The organism is Burkholderia pyrrocinia (assembly GCF_003330765.1).
Classification (GTDB): domain Bacteria; phylum Pseudomonadota; class Gammaproteobacteria; order Burkholderiales; family Burkholderiaceae; genus Burkholderia; species Burkholderia pyrrocinia_B.
Genome location: NZ_CP024904.1, coordinates 305,477 through 329,953, shown reverse-complemented (window position 1 = coordinate 329,953; position 24,477 = coordinate 305,477). Strand labels below are relative to the sequence as shown.

The following is a 24,477-nucleotide window of genomic DNA, read 5'->3' as shown; positions in this document are numbered from 1 at the left end:
AAGCGCCACCCTGGTGCCCGATCAGCGTCTGCGGCCGAGCAACGCGAGCAGGTCGTCGATCACGGGCACGATCGCGAGCGTGACGAGCACGGCGGCGAGCGGCACGGTCGACACGTAACCGACATGCTTGAAGCCGATCGCGCCGGCCAGGCCGCCGACGAAGAACGACACGAGCATCGTGGCGTGAATCCTCAGTTTCGAGCGGTTGGCAATCACCGTGTGTGCGTCGACGTCGACGGCCGACCGGTTCCAGTAGAACAGCTTCCCCAGTTCGATGCCGAGGTCGGTCACGATGCCCGTCATGTGCGTCGTGCGGATCTCCGCGCCCGACAGCTTCGTGATCGTCGCGTTCTGCAGCCCCATGATGAAGCACAGCAGCGTCACGGTCACCGGCACGAAGAACGTTTCCCACAGCGCGAGGTGGCTGCCGAGCAGCCCGAACAGGAGCAGCAGCGCGGCCTCGACCAGCAGCGGCAGCATGAACTGGCTTTGCAGGCCGCGACGGCGCCCCCAGTTGACGAGGATCGCCGAGCAGCTCGCGCCGACCAGGAACGAACCCAGCGAGCTGATGCCGGCCAGTGCGAGCTGCACGTCGCCGAGCGCCGTCTGGTCGGCGATCGCCGATACGATGCCGCTCATGTGCGACGTGTATTGCCTGACCGCGAGGAAGCCGCCGGCATTGGTCGCGCCGGCGACGAACGCCAGCGAAAACCCGAGCTGACGGTTCGCGGTCGCGCTGCGGTGTTTTCCCGTCAGGTTTCGAAAGTACTGCGCTGGCATAGGGGCTTCACTCACTCGCCGCGGATCGCGGGCACGGACGGGAAGACCGGCGCCGGACGGCCGTGCAGGCAGGCCGCCTGCGCAGGGCACCGGGTCTCTCGAATCATGTGATGAACATGATAATGTCATTATCATACTCTGTTATCCGGATAGGGCTTTCAGTACAATGACGTGCAGTGCAGCCGGCCTGCAGCTTCGCTGCCGCGCGGCCCGCATTCGCGATCACTTCTGCCCACCGCTTCATGACCCCGACCAAGTTCATTCTTCGCTACACGGCGATCCCTTTCACGGCCATCGTGGCCGTGGTGATCTGGACTGTCATACCATCGTCGAAAGAGATCGATGCGAGACAATATGCGGCGCTGTCGCGTGCGTACGCGAGCTTCCCGCCGCCGTTCCGGCACGAGATCTCGGAAGCGATGGACCACGGCCGGATCAACGACCGGCGCTACCAGGCACTCGTGCGCGATTCGCTGGGCAATGGCGTCGCGCTGGACTGGCCGGCGTCAGGCGTCGGCGAGATCGCCGACGAACGACATAAACTGGCCGAACTGATTCAGGCCGATTCCGATCTTCAAGGGCAGCACAAATGAAAACTCTGCTGGTTTCCGTGGCATTCGCGCTGATCATCGCCAGCCTGATCTTCGCGCTGTATTTCATGAATCACGATCGCGGAAGGTCCAAGCGAATGGCGTGGTCGCTCGCGGCACGCGTCGGGCTGTCGGTCACGCTATTCCTGTCGCTGCTCATCGCGTACAAGCTCGGCTGGATCGAGCCGACGGGGTTGCCGATCGGGCGTTGAGCGGGCCGCGCCCCGTGCATGCGGGGCGTTCTGGAAAATTCAAGTTTGAATCGTCAACAAGCCTATTGTGATAAGAATACTTATCCTGATGTCTTTGATGCGAATGAATGCGGCCGGCAGTCTTGCAACGTTGTAACGGTCATCTCGCATCGCCGGGCCGCAATGGCATCGCGGCCGACGCGCGAGCACTGGTGAGGGCAGGATCATTCAACCCGCTTACTACCCGCCCGCAGCCTCCTAACCGCGCATCTGGCGAAGCGCACGGCGCATCTCCGCGATCGGCATCGCGGCAATCGAGTTCAGCAGGCGGATTTCCCCGGCGTCGGGGCGGGCGATCTCGCGCACTTCATCGAGCGTCTGCGCGACGCTGCGGTCGAGCGGTTCGAGAAACCGCCGAAGCTCGTCTTCGGCCGCCTTCTCCTTGAGCCCGAGCGCGTGGCCGAATGCGATCAGCGCGCCCGTGTCGATGTCGGAGAATCGTGTCGCCGCGCCGAGCGGCATCGTCAGTTCGCAATGCGGCCAATGATCGCCGCGATGGTCGGGCCGGTGCGTGGGCGTGTGATAGACGACCGTGCTGACGATGTCGTAGAACGGCGCCAGCCGGTAGCCGCGCGCGTCGACGAAGAACGACAGGTTTTTCAGATGTGCGTCGCCATTGCCGACCACCACGTTGAAGATCGTCCAGCGGAACACCGACAGGCGCGCCAGCGCGCGCGTGCTGGTCTGCCCGATCGCGCGGCCGAGTTCCGCCGCGTTCGCCCGCTGGTACTTGAAGCCGCGATCGTAGTTGAGCAATTGCATCGCATCGATCGTGTGCAGGCGTCCGGCCGGTTCCGCCGCAGTATCGCGGTCAAAACGGTCGATCACGTAGCACGCTGACGGTGCACGCAGAAAATGCACGTCGGGAACGTCGAGGCCCATCCGCTTCGCGAGCTTCATGCAGAAGAATTCGTTGATCGCCGAATGCGGGTAGCCGGCGGCGCGCATGTCCGGCTTCAGCAGATGCATCGACGGCTCGCTGCCGATCGGCTCGAACAGCGCGTAGTCCGGCGCGTCGCCGCGCAGGATCAGCAGCAGCTTCTGCTGCGCGCCGGCCGCCGACATGCGCTTGGGCGCGGTCGCCGTCAGCGCGCGTGTGGGCATTGCCCGGATGCGCCGCTCGAGTTCGTCGAGCGGCAACGGCTGCATGCTGCCGGCCGCTTCCTGCTCACCTTCGGCCAGCAGCGTGAGCGCACCGGCCGATTCGCGCCCGAAGTACGCGAGCAGGCCCCACGCGTCGGCGGCATCGACCTTCGCCTCGCGCGCGAGCGACATCCGCATGCCTTCTTCGGGCAGCAGGTTGTCGAAGAACCACTGGACCGGGCGATCGGTCGAGCTGTCGGTGAAGGTGCCGGCGCGCAGCGCGAAAGCAGGCGACAGCGGATACGCGCGTGGCGATGCCAGCCACTGCGCGTCGTACGTGAACGACCAGACGCCTTTGTCGTCGGTCAGCCGGCCCATGCACAGCCCGTTTGCGGACGCGATCAGCGTTCTAGCCACCATGGCGGCTCCTGCGGCGTTGAGCGGCCTTGAGCGCGTTTTCAGCCGAAATCTCGATCGACGACTGCGCGAGCAGGCTCACGCCCAGCTCGCCGAGCAGCAGCAGCACCTTGCCGATTTGCGCGGTCGGCTTCCCGGCTTCCACCTGGCTGATGAACTTCGGCGAGAGCCCCGTGGCGTTCGCGAGTTCGTCCCGCGTGAACCCCTGCTGGAGCCGCGCCGCGCGGATGAGGTTGGCGAGTGCGCCGATCGTGCTGACGGACCGGATCTCCGACATGACGTTCTCCGTGCTTCGTATCTGATCGGGAACAGTATTGCACAACTCGCGGGTGCGGGCATTCATTCGTATCCGTACAGGAACGAAAGTGTCATGCGGGCAACGGGATAATCATTTCGTTTCCGATCGGGAACCGAATGGCGTGGAATCGTGGCCAATGACGTATTCGTATCCGGGCGGGTACGCGATTGGCCGACGTGTCGCGCGAGCATGCACGTGTATCCGACGCTCGCGCGGTCGGGCGACGGCGTCACCCTCACGAAGTGCCAGCACGGGATCCGGGCGGCGTCGCTGCCGCCCGTCGCGTCATTCGGCAAACAGGTCCGGCCCGAACACCTCGTAGTGGATGCGCGCTTCCGGGATGCCAAGCTGCTTCAGCGCGTCGTGCTGGATCCGCATGAACGGAACGGGGCCGCAGATGTAGTAATCGGCGTCGGGCAGCAGGATCGTATCCTTGATCGCGTTCACGTCGACGAGGCCCTTGCGGTCGAAGTCGCGTCCTTCGACGTCCTGCGGCAGCGGATCGTCGTAGAACACCACGAGGTCGAAGTTCGCATACGTGTTCGCCGCTTCGCGCAGCCGGTCGCGCATCGCGTGCACGCCGCTGTTGCGCGCGCCGTGCACGAACACGACCTGTCGCTGCGGATCCTGGATCGCGCGCTTCAGCATGCTGATCATCGGCGTCAGCCCGACCCCGCCGCTGATCAGCACGATCGGCGTCTTCGCGTCGACGTCGATGTGGAAGCTGCCGTACGGCGCGGCCAGCCTGATCTCGTCGCCGACGTTCACGTGATCGTGCAGCAGGCACGACACATAGCCGGCCGGATAAGTGCCGCCGCTTTCGCGTTTCACCGAGATCCGGTACGTATGCCCGTTCGGCATGTCCGACAGGCTGTACTGGCGAATCTGCTGCAGGCCGAGCGCGGGCACGTCGACGGCGACGCTGATGTACTGGCCGGGCTCGAAGTTCGCGACCGGCTTGCCGTCGGACGGCTCGAGGATGAACGACGTGATCACGCTGCTCTCGGGCCGCTTCTCGCGCACGACGAAGGTGCGCCAGCCGGTCCAGCCGCCGACGCGGTCGGTCGATTGTTCGTACAGTTCGCTTTCCATGCCCATCAGCACGTCGGCGAGGTTGCCGTAAGCCTGCGCCCACGCGGAGATGATGTCGTCGGTAGCCGCATCGCCGAGCGTTTCCTTGATCGCGGCGAGCAGATTCTCGCCGACGACCGGATAGTGCTCGGGCCGCACGCCAAGGCTTGCGTGCTTGTTCGCGATGTTCTTCAGCACGGCGGCCAGGCTGCCCGGGTCTTCGATGTTCTCCGCATACGCATAGACGGCGCGGGCCAGCGCCTGCTGCTGTTGCCCCTGTTCCTGGTGCGCCATGTTGAAAACGTTCTTCAGCTCCGGATGCGCATCGAACAGGCGCGTATAGAAGCATTTGATGATGTCGTAGCCGTGTTGCGCGAGGACGGGGGCCGTCGCCTTGACGATGTCTTTCGTTTTCTGCGTAAGCATGGTCGGACTCCTTGTGCGGGACAGGGTGAGCTGAACAGGCGTGGGCGCCGCGTGCGGCGTCGCCGGGCGAGATGTGTGCGAGCGCGTTTGGTGCCTACCGTACGCTTCGTGCGGCATACGTCAACTCCGTTCGCATCGACGGTCGCGCCGGAGCAGCAGGCGATCTACGACGCCGAGGAGGCGCAGCGTCAACAGGAGGCCGAAGCGCGGCAGCGGCGCGACACCCGCACCGAGCCTGGTCGTTTGCGAAGGAGTCGACTGCGCGAGCGTGGAGGTCGTGCCGCCGATGGGCATCCGCGACAAACACGGGTTGATCGACCTTCGATATCCGGATGGCGTCGTGCGCGTGCCCGACCCGTCGACGGAATCCTGACGGTTCGGATCGGACCGTTTCGCGCCGTGCGCAACCTCCCGTTGCCGCGCGTATGCGCGAGCAGCGATCTTTATGACCGCAGCAGATAAACGTATCCGAATCGCTTCGTTGACGCAGTCCGGCACGCACTCGTAGATTCGCGTTTTGACCGAATCAGGGGCCGTGCCGTGACGACTACCGCCATCCGCGACGCCGCATCGCTGTCCGCCGGGCATCTGCCCGCCTCGCGGCCGGGCAGTGCGGTGCAACGCTTCGACATCATTCCGTTCGACGCGCCGCTCGGCGCCGAAGTGGTCGGCCTCGACCTGTCTCGTCCGCTGGACGCCGACGGTTTCGCGCGCATCCATCGCGCGCATCTCGACCATCACGTACTGGTGTTTCGCGACCAGCGCATCACGCCGGGCGAGCACGTCGCGTTCAGCCGCCGCTTCGGCCCGCTGCAGATCCACGTGCTGCACCAGTTCGCGCTCGCCGGGCACCCGGAGGTGCTGATCGTGTCGAACATCGTCGAGAACGGCACGCCGATCGGGCTCGGCGACGCGGGCCATTTCTGGCACTCAGACCTGTCGTACAAGGAAAAGCCGAGCCTCGGTTCGCTGCTGCACGCGCAGGAACTGCCGGCGGAGGGCGGCGACACGCTGTTCGCAAACATGCATCTCGCATGGGACACGCTGCCGGCCCGCCTGCGCCGCGCGGTCGAAGGGCGGCGCGCCGAGCATACGTATCTCGCGCGCTATGCGGAACTGCAGGCGCGCAGCCCGTGGCGGCCGAACCTGTCGCCCGAGCAGATCGCGCAGGTCGACGCGGTCGTCCATCCGGTCGTGCGCACGCATCCGGAAACGGGCCGCCAAGCGCTGTTCGTCAGCGAGCATTTCACGACGCGCATCGTCGGGCTGCCCGAAGACGAAAGCCGCGCGCTGCTCGACGAACTGTTCTCGCACAGCGTGCGTGCCGGGCACCTGTACCGGCACCCGTGGCGCGAGCACGATCTCGTGTTCTGGGACAACCGTTCGCTGATGCATCTCGCCGCCGGCACGCCCGACCACCTGCGCCGCAAGCTGTACCGCACGACGATCGAAGGCGACGCGCCTTTCTGAGGCGCGTGCCGCGTCATTCTTCCGCCCCATCCAGACCGGAGTTCCGATGTCGTTTTCGTTTTTGCCGGCGCGACGCGCGCTGGCGGCCACGCTCACCGCCGCGCTCGCATTCGCGGGCGCCATCACCCCGCAAGCCGCGCACGCGGAAGGCCGCATCCGCATCGCCGAGCAGTTCGGCGTCGTCTACCTGATGCTGAACGTCGCGCGCGACCAGCAATTGATCGAAAAGGAAGGGCGCAAGGCCGGCGTCGACATCAAGGTCGACTGGGTGCGGCTGTCGGGCGGCGCGGCCGTGAACGACGCGCTGCTGTCCGGCGCGGTCGATATCGCGGGCGCAGGCGTCGGGCCGCTGCTGACCGTATGGGATCGCACGCGCGGCCGGCAGAACGTGAAGGGCGTCGCGTCGCTCGGCAATTTCCCGTACTACCTCGTCAGCAGCAACCCGAACGTGAAGACGATCGCCGACCTGGGCGCGAAGGACCGCATCGCGGTGCCTGCGGTCGGCGTATCGGTGCAGTCGCGCGTGCTGCAGTATGCGGCGGCGAAGCAGTGGGGCGACAAGCAGTTCGACAAGCTCGACGCGCTCACGCAGGCGATTCCGCACCCCGACGCGACGGCCGCGATTCTCGCGAACAGCAGCGTGATCACCGGCCACTTCGGCAATCCGCCGTTCCAGGAACAGGAACTCGCCGGCAACCCGAATGCGCATATCGTGCTGAACTCCTATGACGTGCTCGGCGGCCCGAGCTCCGCAACGGTGCTGTACGCCACCGAAAAATTCCGCGACGACAACCCGAAGACCTACCGCGCGTTCGTCGCCGCGCTGGCCGACGCGGCCCGGCAGATCGCTGCCGATCCCGAGCGCGCAGCCGATACCTACATCCGCGTGAACGCGTCGAAGATCGATCGCGCGCTGCTGCTGAAGATCCTGCGCAATCCGCAGGTTCAGTTCAAGACTGCGCCGCAGAACACGTTGCCGCTCGCGCAGTTCATGCATCGCACCGGCGCGATCCGCAACGAGCCGAAGTCGTGGCGCGACTACTTCTTCGACGATCCGGCGACCGCCGGCGGCAGTTGAGCGGCGCCGCCGCTTCGACGCCGCGATCGACGCTTATGCGTCGGCACGGTTTCGATATGTGCAATCGTTGGTTGGTCCGCACAATCCCTGGCCGTATGTTGACGTTTTTCCCGCAAGAGTTTCGATCGTGAACGCCACTTCTCCCCGAACCTGGTTGCCGCCGTTTGCGGCGCGCGGCGGCGCATTGCCGGCCGCGCAGACCGTGCCCGACACGCGTGCCGCAATCCGGCCCGCGTCGGATGCCGCGCAAGCCGGCGCACACAGCGAACGCCTGCTCGCCATCGACCGCGTGAGCCTCGAATACCGGAGCGGCGCACGGATCGTTCGCGCCACGCACCAAGTGAGCTTCGACGTGTACGGCAGCGACCGCTTCGTGCTGCTCGGCCCGTCGGGCTGCGGGAAATCGACGCTGCTGAAGGCGATTGCCGGCTTCATCGAGCCCGTGTCGGGTTCGATTGCGCTCGACGGCAAACCCGTGCGCGGGCCGGGGCCCGACCGCGTCGTGGTGTTCCAGGAATTCGACCAGTTGCCGCCGTGGAAGACGGTCGTCGAGAACGTCGCGTTCCCGTTGCGTGCCGCCGCAAAGCTGCCGCGCGCCGAGGCACGCGAGCGCGCGCTGCACTATCTCGACAAGGTCGGGCTGAGCGCGTTTGCGGACGCGTATCCGCACACGCTGTCGGGCGGCATGAAGCAGCGCGTCGCGATCGCGCGCGCACTGGCGATGCAGCCGCGCGTGCTGCTGATGGACGAACCGTTCGCCGCGCTCGACGCGCTCACGCGCCGCAAGATGCAGGAGGAACTGCTGCGGCTGTGGGACGAGTTTCGCTTCACGCTGCTGTTCGTCACGCATTCGATCGAGGAAGCGCTCGTCGTCGGCAATCGGATCCTGCTGTTGTCGCCGCATCCGGGCCGCGTGCGCGCGGAACTCAACAGTCACGCGCATTCGCTCGACAGCGTCGGCACCGGCGAATTCCGCGACAACGTCGCGCGAATCCATCGCCTGCTGTTCGATACCGATCTAACGAACGCGCCGACGACGGAGGAAGCCGCATCATGAGTACGATTGAGCCGGTCCTGCCGCCGCTGCCGCCCGTTCGCGCCGAATACGCGCGCACGCTCGATACGCTGCCGGACGCCGAACGCGCGGCGCCAGCCCCGCTGTTGCGCCGCATCGCCGGCGCCGCGTGGTTTCGTCGCAGCATCATCGCGCTCGTGCTGATCGCCGTGTGGGAGATCGTCGCGCGCATCGTCGCGAACGATCTGCTCGTGCCGACCTTCGGCGCGACGCTGGCCGCGTTCGTGCAGGGCATCGAGTCGGGCGAACTGCTCGTGAAGACAGGCATCTCGATGTCGGTGCTGCTGCGCGGCTATGCGCTGGGCGTGTTCTTCGCGTTTGCGCTGACATCGCTTGCGGTATCGACGCGCATCGGTCGCGACCTGCTGACGATGCTTACGTCGATGTTCAATCCGCTGCCGTCGATCGCGTTGCTGCCGATCGCGTTGTTGTGGTTCGGGCTCGGCACCGGCAGCCTGCTGTTCGTGCTCGTGCATGCGGTGCTGTGGCCGCTCGCGCTCAGCATGTACACGGGCTTCGCCGGCGTGCCGGCTACGCTGAAGATGGCCGGGCGCAACTACGGCCTCACGGGCCTGCGCCAGATCGCGCTGATCCTCGTGCCGGCCGCGCTGCCGTCGATCCTGTCGGGCTTGCGCGTCGGCTGGGCGTTCGCGTGGCGCACGCTGATCGCGGCCGAACTCGTGTTCGGCGCGAGCGCGGGGCAGGGCGGGCTCGGCTGGTACATCTTCCAGAACCGCAACGAGCTGTATACCGACCGCGTGTTCGCGGGTCTCGCGGCGGTCATCGTGATCGGCCTGCTCGTCGAGAACCTCGTGTTCGACACGCTCGAACGCGCGACCGTGCGGCGCTGGGGTATCCCGCACTGACGCGATGGTGCGTGACCATTCTCGGCACGCGCATAACGAAATCTGAAATCGGTTTTTCACGCGCACCGGGTGCGTCCCTTTACTTTTCGGCGCTGCGCGTGCACCGTGTCGTGGGTGCCGCAATCGCGCTACGCAGCAACGTTCCCGATCTTCTCGAACAAGAATTTGCCGAATGACTGCCTGTGATGCCGTCGATCCGCGTTGCGCGACGCGCTCGCCGTGTTGCCCGATCTTGCGAACGCGATCGGGCAGGATGCCGCGCCACGCGAGGCGCGTCGCGAACTGCCGTTCGAGGGTTTCGCAATCTTCCGGCGCTCGGCGCTGGGCGTGCTGCGGATTCCGGCGTCGCGACGGGGGCTGCGAGGGAGGTGTCGCTCATGATGGGTTTCTTGCGGGGTATGCGCTGCGGCGGTTCGCCCGGGAACGATGCCGGTTGCTCCGGCGAGCGGATCGCGCCGCGTCATAGCCCGCCCGGCCGCGGATCGCGGCACGAAGCCTGCGCGGTTCGCGCATCCAGGGGCCGCACGCGGGGAAACCGACATTCTCGGCAACCGGGCGCGACGCGACAAACAACGATTCCCGCTTTGCTTATCGCGCCGCGCCCGATGCGCGTGCCGTCAGAACTTCACGCGCAGCCCGCTGACGAGCGCGACCTGGCGGTTCGTCGACGACGCGCTGCCGATGTTCGAGATCGCTGCGATCTTGCGATAGCCGCCCGCCGTGGCCGTGCTCGGATCACCGGCCGCGAGCTGGTAGATGCCGGACAGGTAGATGTCAGTGCGCTTCGACAACGCATAGTCGAAACCGAGCGTGAACTGGTGCCAGCGCGGCTTCAGCGTCTGGCCGCCGGTACCCGGCAAGCCGCTCGCGCGCCCGTCGGTGAACGTATAGACGCCGATCAGCGTGGCCGCCGGCGTGATCTGGTAGCGCGCGTTCACGTCGTAGTTGTTGAACTTGCGCGACGAACCGTCGACATAATCGAGCTGCGTGTGGCTCCATGCGAAGCCCAGTATCGCGCGGCCGAGTGCGTAGTTCGCGCCTACGGCGCCGATCTGCTGCTTGAGCACGCCGCCGTTCAGTCCGTAGAAAAACGCGCCGCTGTAGTCGTTGCCGGTTGTCGAGGTCGCGCCGCCCACGGCGCCGCTCGTATTCGACGTCGCATTCGGATGATTGAATCGCACATAGCCGCCACCCACCGACAGCGGGCCGTTCACGTAGTTCGCCGACACGCCCCACGCGTTGTTGTTCGAGAAGCCCGTGCCCGCGCCGCCGTTCGCCTGGTTGCTGAACGCATAGAGCAGGTCGGCCGTGAAGCCGGCGATCGTGTCGCTGCGGAACTTCACCGCGTTGTTCAGCCGGAAGCTCTGGTTCATGTTGTCGTTGTCGCCCACGTGCGTGGCTGGCGACCAGAAGCCGGACCCCGAGTACTGCGCGACGAGATCGGTGATCGGCTCGTACTGGCGGCCGAGCGTCAGCGTGCCGAGGCCTTTCTTGCCGAGGCCCACGTACGCGGAGCGGCCGAACAGGCGGCCGCCCTGGCCAAGCCCGCCGTCGCTCGGCCGGAACCCGCTTTCTAGCGTGAAGACTGCTTGCACGCCGCCGCCGAGATCCTCCGCGCCTTTCAGGCCCCAGCGGCTGCCGCTCAGCTTGCCGCTGGTCTGCTGGATGTTGCTGGCGCCGCCCTGGTTGTTCGTATAGGCGATACCGGCATCGACGACGCCGTACAACGTGACCGAACTCTGCGCATGCGCGCTGACCGAACCGATCGAAACCAAACCCAGGACTACCGATTTTTTGATCATGACTATCCTCTGTTTTTATGGGTACGTCTGCGAGGATCACGATGCTATTGACGACGGGCGCGCCGATGAACGGTCGATCCGTGGTTTGTAAATCGCTGCGCGGTCGATTTGTAATGTGCATTGCCGCAAGCCCGGCACGTGCGCCGCGATCGCGTCCGGCACGCATGCTGTGGCGAACGCATCGCACCGACGGCGAACGTCGATCGTCGAAAACGTGCGAGCGCCGTCATATCGATCGATGAAATCGTTCGATGTGCGCAATCCATGCCGCCCGGCTCGCGATGCTTTTATGCAACGGCCCTCTGTGCGGCGAACGGCCGATGCGCTAAGCGCGCCTGCATATCGATTCCGCAAAACGTTGGTAGGGCCGTGCAATGCGTGACGGTAGAGTCGGGCATCCGGTCGCGCGCCGCATCCTCGAACTGCTGGCCGAGCGCCACGGATTTCCGGCGCTTCATTGACGCGACGGTTTTCACTTCCCATCCGATTGACAGGAGTATCCGATGTCGTCAATTTCGGCGGCACGCCGCCGCCTGCTGCTCGCCGGCGTCGCGGTCGTGGCGGCCCCCATGGCCGCGCGGGCCGCGTTCGCGGCGCCGGCCATCAACGCCGATCTCGCCGGCACGACGTTGCGCGTCGCGACCTACAAGGGTGGCTGGCGCGCGCTGCTGCAGGCGGCCGGGCTCGGCGACACGCCATACCGGATCGACTGGCGCGAGCTGAACAACGGCGTGCTGCACATCGAGGCGCTCAATGCGGATGCGCTCGATATCGGTTCGGGCAGCGAAATTCCGGCGGTATTCGCCGCGCGCCAGAAGGCCAATGTCCGGTTCATCTCGCGTGCGCGCGAAGATCTGAACAACCAGGTCACGCTCGCGCGCAAGGACACGCCGATCCGCAGCATCGCGGACCTGAAGGGCAAGCGTGTCGGCTATGTGCGCGCAACGACGTCGCACTATTTCCTGTATCGCCAGCTTGCGGAGGCCGGCCTGAGCTTCGATGACATCCAGCCGATCAACCTGTCGCCGACCGACGGATTGTCCGCCTACGACCGCGGCGACATCGACGCATGGGCGATCTACGGTTATAACGGCCAGCTCGCGCGCAACCGCTACGGCGCGCGCGTGCTGAAGACGGGGAAGGGCTATCTGTCGGGTAATTTCCCGGTCTACGCGAACCCTCGCACGCTCGACGACGCGCGCCGTCGTGCGGCGACTGGCGATCTGCTGCTGCGGTTTCGCCGCGCGTATGCGTGGGCGAACGGGCATTTCCGCGACTATGCGCTCGTGCAGAACCGCGAGACGCGCGTGCCGGTTGCCGATCTTGTCGCGATGTTCGAGCAGCGCAGCGACGACTACGCGCTGCGGCCGGTGACGCCCGACGTGGTGGCGCAGCATCAGCAGGTCGCGGATGTGTTTGCCCGGATCGGCGTGCTGGATGGGCCGGCCAATGTCGCGCCGTTCTGGGATACGTCGTTCAATTCGCTGGTGGCGTCGGCGTGATGCTACCGGGCGAAGCTCACGCCAACCTTCCGGTCCGGCACCATCCGTCGAGTAGCCACCGGGCATCGGCGACCGTTGCATCCCACGCGCCGATTGCCGGTTGCCGAACGATGCGGACACCGGGATACCACGGCGTTGACGTCGGTAACCGTTCGTAGCGCCAGTCTCCGTGGAGCGGCGACAGCAGAATGGTCGGCAGGTTGAGGCTGGCGGCAAGGTGCAACGGGCCGCTGTCGACGCTGATGACTACGTCTGCCGCAGCCGACAGCAGCTCGGCAAGCGCATGCAGATCGGTCGTCGAGTCGAGGTTGGTTGTCGTCTGCGATAGATCGTCGGCAAGCCAGCGTTGCATTTCGAGACCGCGCTGGAAGACGATCCAGTGCATCTCCTGGTTTTCGAGCAACGGACGTATCTGGTGCAGGCGCAGGCTCTTCCATGCGAAATCCCCGTGAGCGGATTCGTTAGAAGACCAGAACAGCGCACAGCGCGGACGTCCGCGCGCGGCGCGGCGAATGCGTTCCACTTGCTCCGACAGTTCGGGCGACGGCGTCGATTCGACCATCGCGCGCTGTGCCGGCAGGTAACCGGCCAGCGGGAACATCGCGGTGAACAGCGAGAACGGCGTCGCCCACATGTCGTCGAGCGGAGCGTTGCCCGCGAGGGGCGCCAGCAGATCGCGGGCCCCGACGTCGCGATAGTCGTTCAACCAGGCCGGATTGATATCCGGGCATGGCCAGGGTTCATGGCAGATGAGCTCGGTGCCGACCTGCGCGAGCAGCGCGCGATAGCGGAGGAACTGGATCCAGTCGCCGAAACCGCCGCCACGGATGTAGCGCAGCACGCGCGGCAACGGCGTGTCGCCGCACCAGTAGCCGGGATCGTTGATGCCATATATCGCCGCCACGGCTGATCGGCTCGTAAAGCTGGATGCATATTCGCCGAGGCCCGCGGCGATACCGTGAGCGCGCATGAGTGACGTGCTGCGACTTTTGCGCAACTGAATGGCCGTGGCGTGCGGGATCGCGCCTGCCTGGTGCGCCGCCTGATACGACGCGGATCTCGCTATCGCTTCGTCGTCTCGGCCGGAGATGGTCAGAATCTCGAGCAGCACTTGCTGACGCTCCCACTCGTTGAGACCGAGCACGAGCGCTTCGAACTGCGCGTCGATCAGGTCGATTCTGCCGAGGTGAGCGCACGCATGGAAAAAGATCAGCCGGTGGTTCGTATAGCCGGGCGCGCGTTGCGTGACGGTCAGGCACCGGTCGACGGCTTCTTCGAACTCCCCGAGGAAGTAGTGGAACTGCGCGCAGGCATGGAAATATTGCGCGCTGGTACCGTCGGTGGCGCCCAGGTTGTCGAGCACGCGTCGGGCTTCGTCAATGGCGCCGCGCTGTACGAGCCGCTGTACCTCGGAAACCGGATTGTCTGGCGTCATGGGCTGTGCGAATGCGAGGAGCCTGCGGTGGTGTTCGTGGCATGGCGATACGCAGACGGTCTTGCTTGCGCGCGATGAATGCCGACATCAGTTTGCGCCGGCTCGCGATCGCCTGAAACGACGGATCGTGACCGGTTCGTCGCCGAAGTGTGATTCGATTCGAAAGCGCGGAAATCCGCAATCAATCTCGTCGAAATCGATCGAATTCCGACTCGCGGGAAGTAATTCTTGTTGCGTAGGGTGAATGTCAGGCAGTGTAGCAAAGGCGTTACGCGTTCGAGCGGGTTTTGACGGGCGGTGTCGGATTACATCAGCTTGTGCGATGCGCAGCCAGCAGTCGTGTGAACGCAGCACGCCACGCGTGTCGCGCAAGGCACCATGGTCAGCCCTTCCCGGCCTCGCTTTCGAGTCCCGCGACGATGTCCCGTGCCGCGCGTTGTAGTTCGGGTACGAAGCGACGGATCGCTTCGGCCGACGCGATCGCCTTCGACAGGTAGATCACATTCAGGCTGCCGAGCACATGTCCGTGCGCGGCGATCGCCACCGCGACGGCGCCGATCTTCTTTTGTGCGCCCCAGTCGCTCGCATTGAGCCCGAACCCGTCCGCGCGCGTCTGACGAATCAGGTTCGCGACATAGGTGTCGTCAAGCGCGAGGCGGCGCTGTTCGTCGTTGTCGGCATTCACACGCAGCAGCGCGAGGATGTCCTCGCGTTCGGCATCGGGGCAGGCCGCGAAATACGCGCGACCGGCTGCGGTTTGCAGCATCGGCAGTCGTCGCCCGACCATCGACCGGTGAAACGACAGCGGGCTGAAACGGTGGGTGGTCTCGCGGATGATCATCGCGTCGCCGTCGGGCGTCGTCAGATCGGACGGCCATACGACGCGCTGCGTGAGCTGTGCCATCACCGGTGGCGCGACCGTCGCGATCCATTCGTCATCCGTGAAGCCTTCGCTCAGCGCGCGCACGCCGAGCGTGAGCCGAAAGCTGTCGTCCGACACGCTGCGCCGCACGCAGCCCTCGTCCACGAGCGTTTCCAGCAGCCGCCGCACGGTGGTCCGGTGCAGCCCGGTTGCCTCGCTGATCTGCTGGCTCGTCGCCCGCCCGTTCTCCATTGCGTTGAGCGCGCGCAGCACTTGGAGGCCACGTGCGAGCCCGCGCACGCTGGTGTATTTCGACACAATAAAGTCCTTATGAATCAATGACGTGCATCAGATGCACGTTCCGCTCAAATTGTTGAGGCGCGGTATCGCGCTCCTTAGACTTTGTTCGAAACCGGATGACTGGACGGCGAAGAAGGCCCGGTGAATGGCGTCGGCGAAGACCCGTTCATCGTAGCAGAGCCTGATTTGCGGCGGCGCCGGTTCGAAGGTGGAGACGCGCGGCCGCATGCCGCGCCGGACAGAAACAGCATTGCAGGAGACACGAATGCCCGCCCAACACGAAGCTGCGCCCGCATCGGCCCATCCGCCTGTCATCGCGACCGACGTCGCGATCGTCGGCGCCGGCCCGGTCGGCCTGATGATCGCGAACCTGCTGGGCCAGCAAGGCGTCGGCACGATCATCATCGAGAAGCTCGAGCAGATCATCGATTACCCGCGCGCAATCGGCCTCGACGACGAGGCGCTGCGCGTGTTCCAGACCGTCGGCCTTGTCGACGCGCTGCTCCCGCATACGACCCCCGATCACTGGATGCGCTTCGTGACCGGCAGCGGCCGTTGTTTTGCGTCGATCGAGCCGCGTACCGACGAATTCGGCTGGTCGCGCCGCAACGCATTCATCCAGCCGCTCGCGGATCGCGTGCTGTACGACGGGCTGAAGCGCTTCGCGCACGTCAACGTGCTGTTCGGGTATGGCGTCGACGCGTTCGCGCAGGACCGCGACGGCGTGACGATCGACATCGTCGACGCGCAGGGCGCGAAGAAGACCGTGCGCGCCGCGTATATGGTCGGCGCCGATGGTGGCAACAGCTTCGTGCGCCGTGCGCTGAACGTGCCGTTCGAAGGCCGCACGAAGCCGAACCAGTGGATTGTCGTCGACGTGCGCAACGACCCGCTCGGCTCGCCGCACGTGTACCTGCACTGCGATGCGGAACGGCCTTACGTGTCGGCCGCGCTGCCGCACGGGATCCGCCGCTTCGAGTTCATGGTGATGCCCGGCGAGACCGAGGAACAGCTGTCGCGCCCGGACAACCTCGCCGCGCTGATCCGCAAGGTGGTCGCCGATCCGGACAAGGTCGACACCATCCGCAAGCGCGTGTACACACACAACGCACGGCTCGCACGTCGCTTCGACATCGGCCGCGTGCTGCTCGCGGGCGACGCCGCGCACATCATGCCGGTCTGGCAGGGGCAGGGCTACAACAGCGGGATTCGCGATGCGAGCAATCTCGGCTGGAAGCTCGCGATGGTCGCCAAGGGATGGGCCCGGCCCGAATTGCTCGCGAGCTACACGCTCGAGCGGCGCGACCATGCGCGTTCGATGATTCATCTGTCGGAAGTGGCCGGCGACATCTTCGCGCCGACGACGCGGCTCGGCCGCTTCGTACGCGACGGGTTCGTGCGCACGCTCGGCGTGATCCCGGCCGCGAAGCGCTACTTCGTCGAGATGCGCTTCAAGCCGATGCCGCGCTACGAAGCCGGCGTCGTGATGCTGCCGCAACGCACACGCGACGGCGGCGCGCTCGCGCGGTTGCTCGACCGCGTGGGCGGTACCGCGCCGGGGCGGCTGCTCGGCCTGATGAGCCAGAAGCGCAGTTCGTGGTTCGGGCAACTCGTTTACGGCCGCGATGCGTTCGGTCGGTCGCCGGTCGGCCGGATGTTCATCCAGCCGCGCGTGCGCACGGCCGACGGCCGCACGGTGCGACTCGACGATGCGATCGGCAACCGCTTCGCGGTGATCGGCTGGGGCAGCGACCCGACCTTCGGGCTCACCGACGCGGCGCGCGCGGTGTGGGAGCGGCTCGGTGCGTGCTTCGTGCTCGCGAAGCCGGACGTGCAGCTCGACTACGCGGCCGACGTGCCCGACGGCGTGATCGCGATCGGCGATACGACGGGCCGGCTGAAGGACTGGTTCAGCCGGATCCCGCAGTCGGTCGTGCTGTTGCGGCCGGACCGTTTCGTCGCGGGCGTATGCGCGCCGCAGGAGGTGTCGGCGGCGATCGTCGAACTGGCGTCGTTGCTGCATCTGACGGACAGCGTGCCGACCGTGCAGTCGGCGCAGGCCGAGGCGGTCGTGCATGCGGCGGCCGCGCAACGGGCGGGGGTGTGACATGCCGATCCTGCTCGAATGCCTGTCCCATACGCCGCTGGTCGGCTCTTTCGATCCGGCGCCGGACGTGGTGGCCGAAGTCGAACGTGCGCAGGCCGCGGCGCGCGCACGCGTCGAAGCGTTCGCCCCCGAATGCATCGTGCTGTTCGCGCCCGATCATTACAACGGCTTTTTCTACGACCTGATGCCGCCGTTCTGCATCGGCATCGCCGCGGAGTCGGTCGGCGATTACCGGAGCCTTGCAGGCCCGCTGAACGTGCCGGCCGCGCTCGCCCGCGAGTTGGCCGAAGCCGTGCTCGATAGCGACGTCGACGTGTCGGTGTCGTACCGGATGCAGATCGATCATGGTTTCGCACAGGCGCTCGAAGTGCTGACGGGTGGCCTCGACCGCTACCCGGTGATTCCCGTGTTCGTGAACTCCGTCGCGGCGCCGATGGCGACGCTGCGCCGCGCACGGCTGCTCGGCGACGCGATCGGCCGCTTTTTCGCGCGCACCGGCAAGCGCGTGCTCGTGGTCGGCTCGGGTGGCATCTCGCACGAGCCGCCGGTGCCGGAACTCGCGACCGCAAGCCCCGAGATGGCCGAGCGGCTGATCGCCGGCCGCAATCCGGACGCCGACGCGCGTGCCGCGCGCCAGGCGCGCACGGTCGCCGCCGCGCGCGCGTTCGCCGCGGGTGACAGCCCGTTGCACGCGCTCAATCCCGAATGGGACCAGGCATTTCTCGACGTGCTTGTGCGCGGCGAACTGAAGGCCGTTGACGGGATGACCAACGACGCGATCACACGCGACGGCGGCAAGTCCGCGCACGAGATCCGCGCGTGGGTCGCCGCGTTCGCCGCGCTGGCGGCCGCAGGCCCGTATCGCGCGGTGCGGGATTTCTACCGACCGATTCCGGAATGGATCGCGGGCTTCGCCGCGATGCACGGCTGGTCCGCGGGCGACCCCGCGCCGAGATCGAATGACAAGGAGTGACGACATGCTGACCCAACAACAGATCGACGCGCTGGCAAACCGCCTGCGCGACGCCGAACGAGAACGAACCGCGATCGATCCGCTGCGCGCGGAGATCGGCGAGCAGAGCGCCGAAGCCGCGTACGCGATCCAGCAGGCGAACGCCGCGTTGCGGCGCGAACGGGTGGTGGGCCGCAAGATCGGCCTGACCTCGCTCGCGGTGCAGAAGCAGCTCGGTGTCGACCAGCCCGATTTCGGCACGCTGTTCGCATCGATGGCCTACGGCGATGCCGAACCGATGCGCCTGTCGCGGTTGATCCAGCCGAAGGTCGAAGCCGAGATCGCGCTCGTACTCGAACAGGATCTCGTGCACGAGAAGCACACCTTCGCCGACCTGCAGCGCGCAACCGCGTATGCGCTCGCGGCGATCGAAGTGGTCGACAGCCGCATCAAGGACTGGGATATCCGCTTCGTCGACACCGTCGCGGACAACGCGTCGAGCGCGCTGTTCGTGCTCGGCAGCCGGCCGGTGCCGCTGAAGGATGTCGATCTCGCGGGCTGCGAGATGACGTTGTCGTCGGACGGAGAGGTGCTGTCGCGCGGCAGCGGCACGGCGTGCCTCGGCAATCCGCTGAACGCGGCCGTCTGGCTCGCCGACCGGATGGTGCGACACGGCACGCCGTTGCGCGCGGGCGACGTGATCCTGACCGGCGCGCTCGGGCCGATGGTCGCCGTCAAGTCGCCCGGCACGTTCACCGCGCAGATCGCCGGCCTCGGCGGCGTGCGCGCCACCTTCATCGATTGAGGATTTCCATGAGCGTTCAGAAACTCAAGGCCGCGATCATCGGCTCGGGCAACATTGGCACCGACCTGATGATCAAGATCATGCGGCACGCGAAGCATCTCGAAGTGGCCGCAATGGTCGGCATCGATCCGGCGTCCGACGGCCTCGCTCGTGCGGCCCGCCTCGGCATCGCGACCACGCATGAAGGCGTCGAAGGTCTTGCGCGGCTGCCGGTATTCGACGACATCGACTTCGTGTTCGACGCGACGTCGGCCGGTGCGCACGTGAAGAACGACGCCTTCCTGCGCGCGCTGAAGCCCGGCATCCGCTGCATCGACCTGACGCCCGCGGCGATCGGCCCGTACTGCGTGCCGGTCGTCAACCTCGACGCGCACCTCGATGCGCCGAACGTGAACATGGTCACCTGCGGCGGGCAGGCGACGATTCCGATGGTCGCGGCCGTGTCGCGCGTCGCGAAGGCCCACTACGCGGAGATCGTCGCGTCGATCAGCAGCAAGTCGGCCGGGCCCGGCACGCGCGCAAACATCGACGAATTCACCGAGACGACGTCGAAGGCGATCGAGGCGGTCGGCGGCGCGGCACACGGCAAGGCGATCATCGTCCTGAACCCGGCCGAGCCGCCGGTGATGATGCGCGACACCGTGTACGTGCTGTCCGAGCCGGCCGATCAGGAGAAGATCGCCGCCTCCGTCGAGGCGATGGCGCGCGCGGTGCAGGCGTACGTGCCTGGCTACCGGCTGAAGCAGGCGGTGCAGTTCGACGAGATTCCCGCATCCGCGCCGCTGAACATCCCGGGCCTCGGCCGCGTGAGCGGGCTGAAGACGTCGATCTTCATCGAGGTCGAAGGCGCCGCGCACTACCTGCCCGCGTATGCCGGCAATCTCGACATCATGACCTCCGCCGCACTCGCGACCGCCGAGCGCATGGCGCAGTCGCTGCAACGCTTGAGTGCGTAAGGAAGCTTCTCGATGAGCAAGAAACTCTACATCTCCGACGTCACGCTGCGCGACGGCAGCCACGCGATTCGTCACCAGTACTCGATCCGGAACGTGCAGGACATTGCGCGTGCGCTGGACCACGCGAAAGTCGACAGCATCGAAGTCGCGCACGGCGACGGCCTGCAAGGATCGAGCTTCAACTACGGCTTCGGTGCGCACAGCGATCTCGAATGGATCGAGGCGGTGGCCGACGTCGTCGAGCACGCGAAGATCGCGACGCTGCTGCTGCCGGGCATCGGCACCATCCACGACCTGAAGGCCGCCTACGATGCCGGCGCGCGCGTCGTGCGCGTCGCGACGCATTGCACGGAAGCGGACATCTCGAAGCAGCACATCGAATACGCGCGTGAGCTCGGAATGGACACGGTCGGCTTCCTGATGATGAGCCACATGACGACGCCGGAGAACCTGGCTGTCGAGGCGCAGAAGATGGAAAGCTACGGTGCGACCTGCATCTACGTGGTCGATTCCGGCGGCGCGCTGAACATGAACGACGTGCGCGATCGCTTCCGCGCGATCAAGGCCGCGCTGAAGCCGGACACGCAGACGGGCATCCATGCGCACCACAACCTGAGCCTCGGCGTCGCGAACTCGATCGTCGCGGTCGAGGAAGGATGCGACCGGATCGACGCGAGTCTCGCCGGCATGGGCGCCGGCGCCGGCAATGCGCCGCTCGAAGTGTTCATCGCGGCGGCCGAACGCATGGGCTGGCACCACGGCACGGATCTCTACACGCTGATGGACGCGGCCGACGACATCGTGCGCCCGCTGCAGGACCGCCCGGTTCGCGTGGACCGCGAGACGCTCGCGCTCGGCTATGCGGGCGTCTATTCGAGCTTCCTGCGCCATTCGGAGGCGGCGGCGAAGAAATATGGGCTGAAGACGGTCGACATCCTCGTCGAGCTCGGCAAGCGCCGGATGGTCGGCGGGCAGGAGGACATGATCGTCGACGTCGCGCTCGACCTGAAGCGCGCGCACGGTTGACGCCGCGAGGGGCCGTGGCGGCGCGGCCCTTCGGTTTGTGTTCGGCAACCGCCGCACCTTCATCGACATCGCCGCAAAGAGCGATGCCAATCACATTGGAGACTTTTCATGAACACGTCGGAATACGGCCGCGCTGGCGGTGCACGCACGATCGGCTTATGCCTGCTCGTCGCGTTGCTGGAAGGACTGGACCTGCAATCGGCCGGCATCGCCGCGCCGCGGATGGCGCATGAATTTTCGCTCGGCGCCGCCCAGATGGGCTGGGCATTCGGAATGGGCGCGCTCGGACTGCTGCCGGGCGCGGCGCTCGGCGGGCGGCTGGCGGACCGGTTCGGCCGCAAGCGCGTGCTGATGCTGTCGGTCGCGCTGTTCGGTGTGTTCTCGCTGGCAACCACCCATGTGTGGAACTTCGAGAGTCTGCTTGCCGCGCGTTTCCTGACCGGTCTCGGGCTCGGCGCGGCGATGCCGAACCTGATCGCACTGTGCTCGGAAGCGGTGCCGCCGCGGCAGCGCAGCACGGCGGTCGGCGCGATGTACTGCGGGATGCCGTTCGGCGCGGCGCTCGGCGCCGCGATCGGCGTGGTCAGCACCGATCCGGCCGGCTGGCGGCACGTGTTCTACGTCGGCGGGATCGGGCCGCTGCTGGTGTTGCCGCTACTCGCGCTATGGCTGAACGAGTCGGCGCAGTTCGCCGCGACGCGCGCGGACGCGGCGGGCCCGGCCGACGCGAGCGTGGCGCACGCGTTGTGGGGTGAAGGCCGCGCGGCGACGACGGCCACGTTGTGGGTCAGCTATCTCGGCACGCTCGTCGTGCTGTATTTCCTGCTGAACTGGCTGCCGTCGATGGTAATGACGCGCGGCCTCACCCATGCGCAATCGAGCTTCGTGCAGGTGATGTTCAACGTCGGCGGCGGGCTTGGCGCGATCGGCATCGCGAGCCTGATGGATCATATCGGCCGGCGCCGTACGGTGGTCGGCATGTACGTCGGTATCGCGTGCGCGCTCGCGCTGCTAACGGGTGCGAGCGATGCCCGGTGGCTTGCCGGCGGTGCACTGATGTGCGGGATGTTCCTGGTCGGCGGGCAGTCGGTGCTGTATGCGCTCGCGAGCGCGATCTACCCGACGCGCATGCGCGGCACGGGCGTCGGTGCGGCCGTCGCGGTCGGGCGGCTCGGCTCGATCCTCGGTCCGTTCGTCGCAGGACAACTGCTCGCGCTCGGCGAGAGCACGACGATGCTGATGGCGTCGAGCATCCCGCTCGTCGTCGTTGCGGCGCTGTCGGCGTTGACCGTCGTCGCTCGCGATCGTGCGGGGGTGTCCGTGCTCTCAGCCGAGTAGGGGTTGTTTTTCGGGGACGAGGCGGCCGCCGCACGCCGCTTCGTGTTTTTCAGCGGCGGATGCGCATGCGTGCATTCGCTTGATCGATGCATGAACGAACGAGGTACGACATGACGCAGCAGGGAAACACATTGACGGATGAAGGCACGAGCCGGTTCGTGCAGGTGAAGCTCGGCGAGCACGACCTGAAGCTGCACTACAACGACGCGGGGCAGGGCCGCGAGACGGTCGTGATGCTGCACGGCTCCGGGCCCGGAGCCAGTGGCTGGGCGAATTTCCACCGCAACGTCGGCGCGTTCGTCGATGCCGGCTATCGCGTCGTGTTGCTCGACTGCCCGGGCTGGAGCAAGAGCGACACGATCGTCAACAGGGGTTCGCGCTCCGAGCTGAACGCGCGCGCGCTCAAGGCGCTGCTCGATACGCTCGACATCGAGCGCGTGCATATCGTCGGCAACTCGATGGGCGGCCATAGCGCGGTCGCGTTCGCGCTGCTGTATCCGCAGCAGGTCGGCAAGCTGGTGTTGATGGGCGGCGGCACCGGCGGCCCGAGCCAGTTCGTGCCGATGCCGACCGAGGGCATCAAGCTGCTGCAGAAGGTGTATCGCGAGCCGACGCTCGACAACCTGAAGCAGATGCTGAACATCTTCGTGTATGACACGAGCAGCCTGACCGACGATCTGATGCAGGCGCGCCTCGCGAACATCCTCGCACGCCGCGATCATCTCGAGAATTTCGTGAAGAGCCTCGCGGCGAATCCGAAGCAGTTCACCGACTACGGCCCGCGCCTCGGCGAGATTTCGGCGCCTGCGCTCGTGATCTGGGGGCGCGACGACCGCTTCGTGCCGCTCGACATCGGCCTGCGTCTCGTATGGGGAATGCAGAACGCCGAACTGCACGTGTTCAGCCGATGTGGCCACTGGGCGCAGTGGGAGCATGCGGAGAAGTTCAACCGGATGGTGATCGAATTCCTCGGCGGCTGACGCGCCTGCATCAGGTGTGACGGCCGCGCAGGACTGTCGGGCCGCGCCGCGAGCTGCAACGTGCAGTATGCGGCGCGGCTTTTGCACGTCGGTATGCCGCGTTCAGCCGTGACGCCGGAACGGTGCGCGGCGCATCAGGTCGATCAGCGCGTCGAGCTCCGGCGAATGCGGTTCGGTGCGCGTCACCATCAGCAGGTCGATGTCGGGCGCGGGGTCCGCAAGCGGGCGGCAGCACATCGATTCGCCCGCGAGCGCGTCGACATACGCGGGCAGCAACGCGACGCCGAGCCCCATGCCGACGAGATTCAGGTTCAGCAGGATGTTCGTCGCGACCTGCACGACGTCGGGCGCGATCCGATGATCGGCGAAATACCGTCCGACGATGTCGTACAGCTGGCCCGCATACGCAGGGTTGGTCTGGATGAACGGCTGACCGTCGAGCATGGCCGGCTCGACCCGTGCGTGCGCGGCAAGCGGGTGGCCGGCCGGCATCAGCACGACGAGCGGCTCGGTCAGCACGACTTCCGCGTGCAGGCCTGGAGCGTGAATCGGCCGGCGCATGAATGCGATATCGATGTCGCCGCGCAACAGCGCATCTTCCTGCTCCATCGTCGGCAGGCTGCGAAGCTCGACATGCACGCCCGGGAACTGCATCCGCAGCTTCGGCAGGATCGCGGGAAAGATCGCGACCTCCGCCGCGGGCACGAACCCGATCTTCACGGTCAGCGCCTGCTGGCGGCCTGCCTGCCGTGCGCGTTCGACCGCGCGATCGGCTTGCGCGAGCACGAGCCGTGCTTCCGCCAGGAACACGCGGCCCGCTTCCGTCAGTTCCACCTTGCGCTTCGAGCGCTCGAGCAACTGCGTGCCGATCTCGTCCTCGAGATCGCGGATCTGCTGGCTCAGCGACGGCTGCGCGGTATGCAGCCGTTGCGCGGCGCGTGTGAAGTTCAGCTCGTCGGCGACGGCCACGAAATAGCGCAGGTGTCGGAGTTCCATTCGGCTGTCAT

23 protein-coding genes and 1 pseudogene are annotated in these 24,477 nt (G+C 66.4%); 16 read left to right on the top strand and 8 right to left on the bottom strand.

Features of this window, described 5'->3' with window-relative positions; all coding sequences use genetic code 11:
* Positions 1 to 21 precede the first annotated feature (21 nt).
* Entirely contained in the window at positions 22 to 780 is a 759-nt protein-coding gene (locus CUJ89_RS34540; protein ID WP_114181941.1) for a YoaK family protein, read from the bottom strand.
* Between the two features lie 242 nt (positions 781 to 1,022).
* On the opposite strand from CUJ89_RS34540, the gene CUJ89_RS34535 reads away from it, so the two are divergent.
* Positions 1,023 to 1,373 carry a hypothetical protein gene (locus CUJ89_RS34535; RefSeq protein WP_114181940.1) on the top strand — a complete coding sequence of 117 codons (351 nt, stop codon included), beginning with the start codon at positions 1,023 to 1,025 and terminating at the stop codon, positions 1,371 to 1,373.
* The gene (locus CUJ89_RS34530; RefSeq protein ID WP_114181939.1) at positions 1,370 to 1,582 is read left to right on the top strand and encodes a twin transmembrane helix small protein; all 213 of its coding nucleotides are present in this window, start codon (positions 1,370 to 1,372) and stop codon (positions 1,580 to 1,582) included. The genes CUJ89_RS34535 and CUJ89_RS34530 overlap by 4 nt, the downstream gene beginning before the upstream one ends.
* Before the next feature lie 237 nt (positions 1,583 to 1,819).
* On the opposite strand, the gene CUJ89_RS34525 is transcribed toward CUJ89_RS34530, so the two are convergent.
* From CUJ89_RS34525 to hmpA, 3 genes are all read right to left on the bottom strand, one after another.
* The gene (locus CUJ89_RS34525; protein WP_114181938.1) at positions 1,820 to 3,124 is read right to left on the bottom strand and encodes a HipA domain-containing protein; all 1,305 of its coding nucleotides are present in this window, start codon (positions 3,122 to 3,124) and stop codon (positions 1,820 to 1,822) included.
* Positions 3,114 to 3,398: a helix-turn-helix domain-containing protein gene (locus CUJ89_RS34520; RefSeq protein ID WP_114181937.1), complete on the bottom strand. Its 285-nt coding sequence runs from the start codon at positions 3,396 to 3,398 to the stop codon at positions 3,114 to 3,116. The genes CUJ89_RS34525 and CUJ89_RS34520 overlap by 11 nt, the downstream gene beginning before the upstream one ends.
* Before the next feature lie 306 nt (positions 3,399 to 3,704).
* The gene (gene hmpA, locus CUJ89_RS34515) at positions 3,705 to 4,916 is read right to left on the bottom strand and encodes an NO-inducible flavohemoprotein (RefSeq protein WP_114181936.1); all 1,212 of its coding nucleotides are present in this window, start codon (positions 4,914 to 4,916) and stop codon (positions 3,705 to 3,707) included.
* 540 nt (positions 4,917 to 5,456) lie between these two features.
* On the opposite strand from hmpA, the gene CUJ89_RS34510 reads away from it, so the two are divergent.
* The 6 genes and pseudogenes from CUJ89_RS34510 to CUJ89_RS38760 form a co-directional block, all read left to right on the top strand.
* Positions 5,457 to 6,386, top strand: a complete 930-nt coding sequence (locus CUJ89_RS34510) for a TauD/TfdA dioxygenase family protein (protein ID WP_114181935.1) — start codon at positions 5,457 to 5,459, stop codon at positions 6,384 to 6,386.
* A 46-nt stretch (positions 6,387 to 6,432) separates the two neighbouring features.
* Positions 6,433 to 7,464 (top strand): ABC transporter substrate-binding protein, encoded by a 1,032-nt coding sequence (locus CUJ89_RS34505; protein ID WP_114181934.1) that lies wholly within the window; start codon positions 6,433 to 6,435, stop codon positions 7,462 to 7,464.
* 67 nt (positions 7,465 to 7,531) lie between these two features.
* The gene (locus CUJ89_RS34500; RefSeq protein ID WP_114181933.1) at positions 7,532 to 8,521 is read left to right on the top strand and encodes an ABC transporter ATP-binding protein; all 990 of its coding nucleotides are present in this window, start codon (positions 7,532 to 7,534) and stop codon (positions 8,519 to 8,521) included.
* Positions 8,518 to 9,405, top strand: coding sequence for an ABC transporter permease (locus CUJ89_RS34495; protein WP_114181932.1), 888 nt, complete (start codon positions 8,518 to 8,520; stop codon positions 9,403 to 9,405). Before CUJ89_RS34500 ends, CUJ89_RS34495 begins: the two co-directional genes overlap by 4 nt.
* An 11-nt stretch (positions 9,406 to 9,416) precedes the next feature.
* Positions 9,417 to 9,581 carry a hypothetical protein gene (locus CUJ89_RS38120; protein WP_161556579.1) on the top strand — a complete coding sequence of 55 codons (165 nt, stop codon included), beginning with the start codon at positions 9,417 to 9,419 and terminating at the stop codon, positions 9,579 to 9,581.
* Between the two features lie 25 nt (positions 9,582 to 9,606).
* Positions 9,607 to 9,771: pseudogene (locus tag CUJ89_RS38760) on the top strand (acyl-CoA dehydrogenase); the annotation flags it as partial.
* A gap of 251 nt (positions 9,772 to 10,022) precedes the next feature.
* Here CUJ89_RS38760 and CUJ89_RS34485 read toward each other — a convergent pair.
* Positions 10,023 to 11,207 carry a porin gene (locus CUJ89_RS34485; protein ID WP_114181931.1) on the bottom strand — a complete coding sequence of 395 codons (1,185 nt, stop codon included), beginning with the start codon at positions 11,205 to 11,207 and terminating at the stop codon, positions 10,023 to 10,025.
* A 503-nt stretch (positions 11,208 to 11,710) separates the two neighbouring features.
* Between CUJ89_RS34485 and CUJ89_RS34480 the strand changes: the two genes are divergently transcribed.
* The gene (locus CUJ89_RS34480; RefSeq protein ID WP_114181930.1) at positions 11,711 to 12,709 is read left to right on the top strand and encodes an ABC transporter substrate-binding protein; all 999 of its coding nucleotides are present in this window, start codon (positions 11,711 to 11,713) and stop codon (positions 12,707 to 12,709) included.
* A gap of 16 nt (positions 12,710 to 12,725) precedes the next feature.
* Here the strand turns inward: CUJ89_RS34480 and CUJ89_RS34475 are convergent, their stop codons facing one another.
* Together CUJ89_RS34475 and CUJ89_RS34470 are read right to left on the bottom strand one after the other, a co-directional pair.
* On the bottom strand, positions 12,726 to 14,144 hold the full coding sequence (locus tag CUJ89_RS34475; protein WP_114181929.1) for a tetratricopeptide repeat protein: 1,419 nt from the start codon (positions 14,142 to 14,144) through the stop codon (positions 12,726 to 12,728).
* A gap of 382 nt (positions 14,145 to 14,526) precedes the next feature.
* Positions 14,527 to 15,324 (bottom strand): DNA-binding transcriptional regulator, encoded by a 798-nt coding sequence (locus CUJ89_RS34470; RefSeq protein WP_114181928.1) that lies wholly within the window; start codon positions 15,322 to 15,324, stop codon positions 14,527 to 14,529.
* A 247-nt stretch (positions 15,325 to 15,571) separates the two neighbouring features.
* Here CUJ89_RS34470 and CUJ89_RS34460 point away from each other — a divergent pair, with 247 nt between their 5' ends.
* The 7 genes from CUJ89_RS34460 to CUJ89_RS34430 all read left to right on the top strand — a co-directional run bounded on the left by CUJ89_RS34460 (position 15,572) and on the right by CUJ89_RS34430 (position 23,470).
* Complete coding sequence (locus CUJ89_RS34460) at positions 15,572 to 17,413, top strand: bifunctional 3-(3-hydroxy-phenyl)propionate/3-hydroxycinnamic acid hydroxylase (protein WP_114181926.1); 1,842 nt, start codon at positions 15,572 to 15,574, stop codon at positions 17,411 to 17,413.
* Between the two features lies 1 nt (position 17,414).
* On the top strand, positions 17,415 to 18,386 hold the full coding sequence (locus CUJ89_RS34455; protein WP_114181925.1) for a 3-carboxyethylcatechol 2,3-dioxygenase: 972 nt from the start codon (positions 17,415 to 17,417) through the stop codon (positions 18,384 to 18,386).
* A gap of 4 nt (positions 18,387 to 18,390) precedes the next feature.
* A complete protein-coding gene (locus tag CUJ89_RS34450) occupies positions 18,391 to 19,170 on the top strand; it encodes a 2-keto-4-pentenoate hydratase (protein WP_114181924.1) in 780 nt (259 codons plus the stop codon).
* 8 nt (positions 19,171 to 19,178) lie between these two features.
* Positions 19,179 to 20,126: an acetaldehyde dehydrogenase (acetylating) gene (locus CUJ89_RS34445; protein WP_114181923.1), complete on the top strand. Its 948-nt coding sequence runs from the start codon at positions 19,179 to 19,181 to the stop codon at positions 20,124 to 20,126.
* A 12-nt stretch (positions 20,127 to 20,138) separates the two neighbouring features.
* Complete coding sequence (gene dmpG / locus CUJ89_RS34440) at positions 20,139 to 21,152, top strand: 4-hydroxy-2-oxovalerate aldolase (RefSeq protein ID WP_114181922.1); 1,014 nt, start codon at positions 20,139 to 20,141, stop codon at positions 21,150 to 21,152.
* Positions 21,153 to 21,260: 108 nt separating this feature from the next.
* On the top strand, positions 21,261 to 22,490 hold the full coding sequence (mhpT, locus tag CUJ89_RS34435) for a 3-(3-hydroxy-phenyl)propionate transporter MhpT (protein ID WP_114181921.1): 1,230 nt from the start codon (positions 21,261 to 21,263) through the stop codon (positions 22,488 to 22,490).
* A gap of 110 nt (positions 22,491 to 22,600) precedes the next feature.
* Positions 22,601 to 23,470 carry an alpha/beta fold hydrolase gene (locus CUJ89_RS34430; RefSeq protein WP_114181920.1) on the top strand — a complete coding sequence of 290 codons (870 nt, stop codon included), beginning with the start codon at positions 22,601 to 22,603 and terminating at the stop codon, positions 23,468 to 23,470.
* A 102-nt stretch (positions 23,471 to 23,572) separates the two neighbouring features.
* On the opposite strand, the gene hcaR is transcribed toward CUJ89_RS34430, so the two are convergent.
* Complete coding sequence (hcaR, locus tag CUJ89_RS34425; protein ID WP_114181919.1) at positions 23,573 to 24,466, bottom strand: DNA-binding transcriptional regulator HcaR; 894 nt, start codon at positions 24,464 to 24,466, stop codon at positions 23,573 to 23,575.
* Between the last annotated feature and the right edge of the window lie 11 nt (positions 24,467 to 24,477).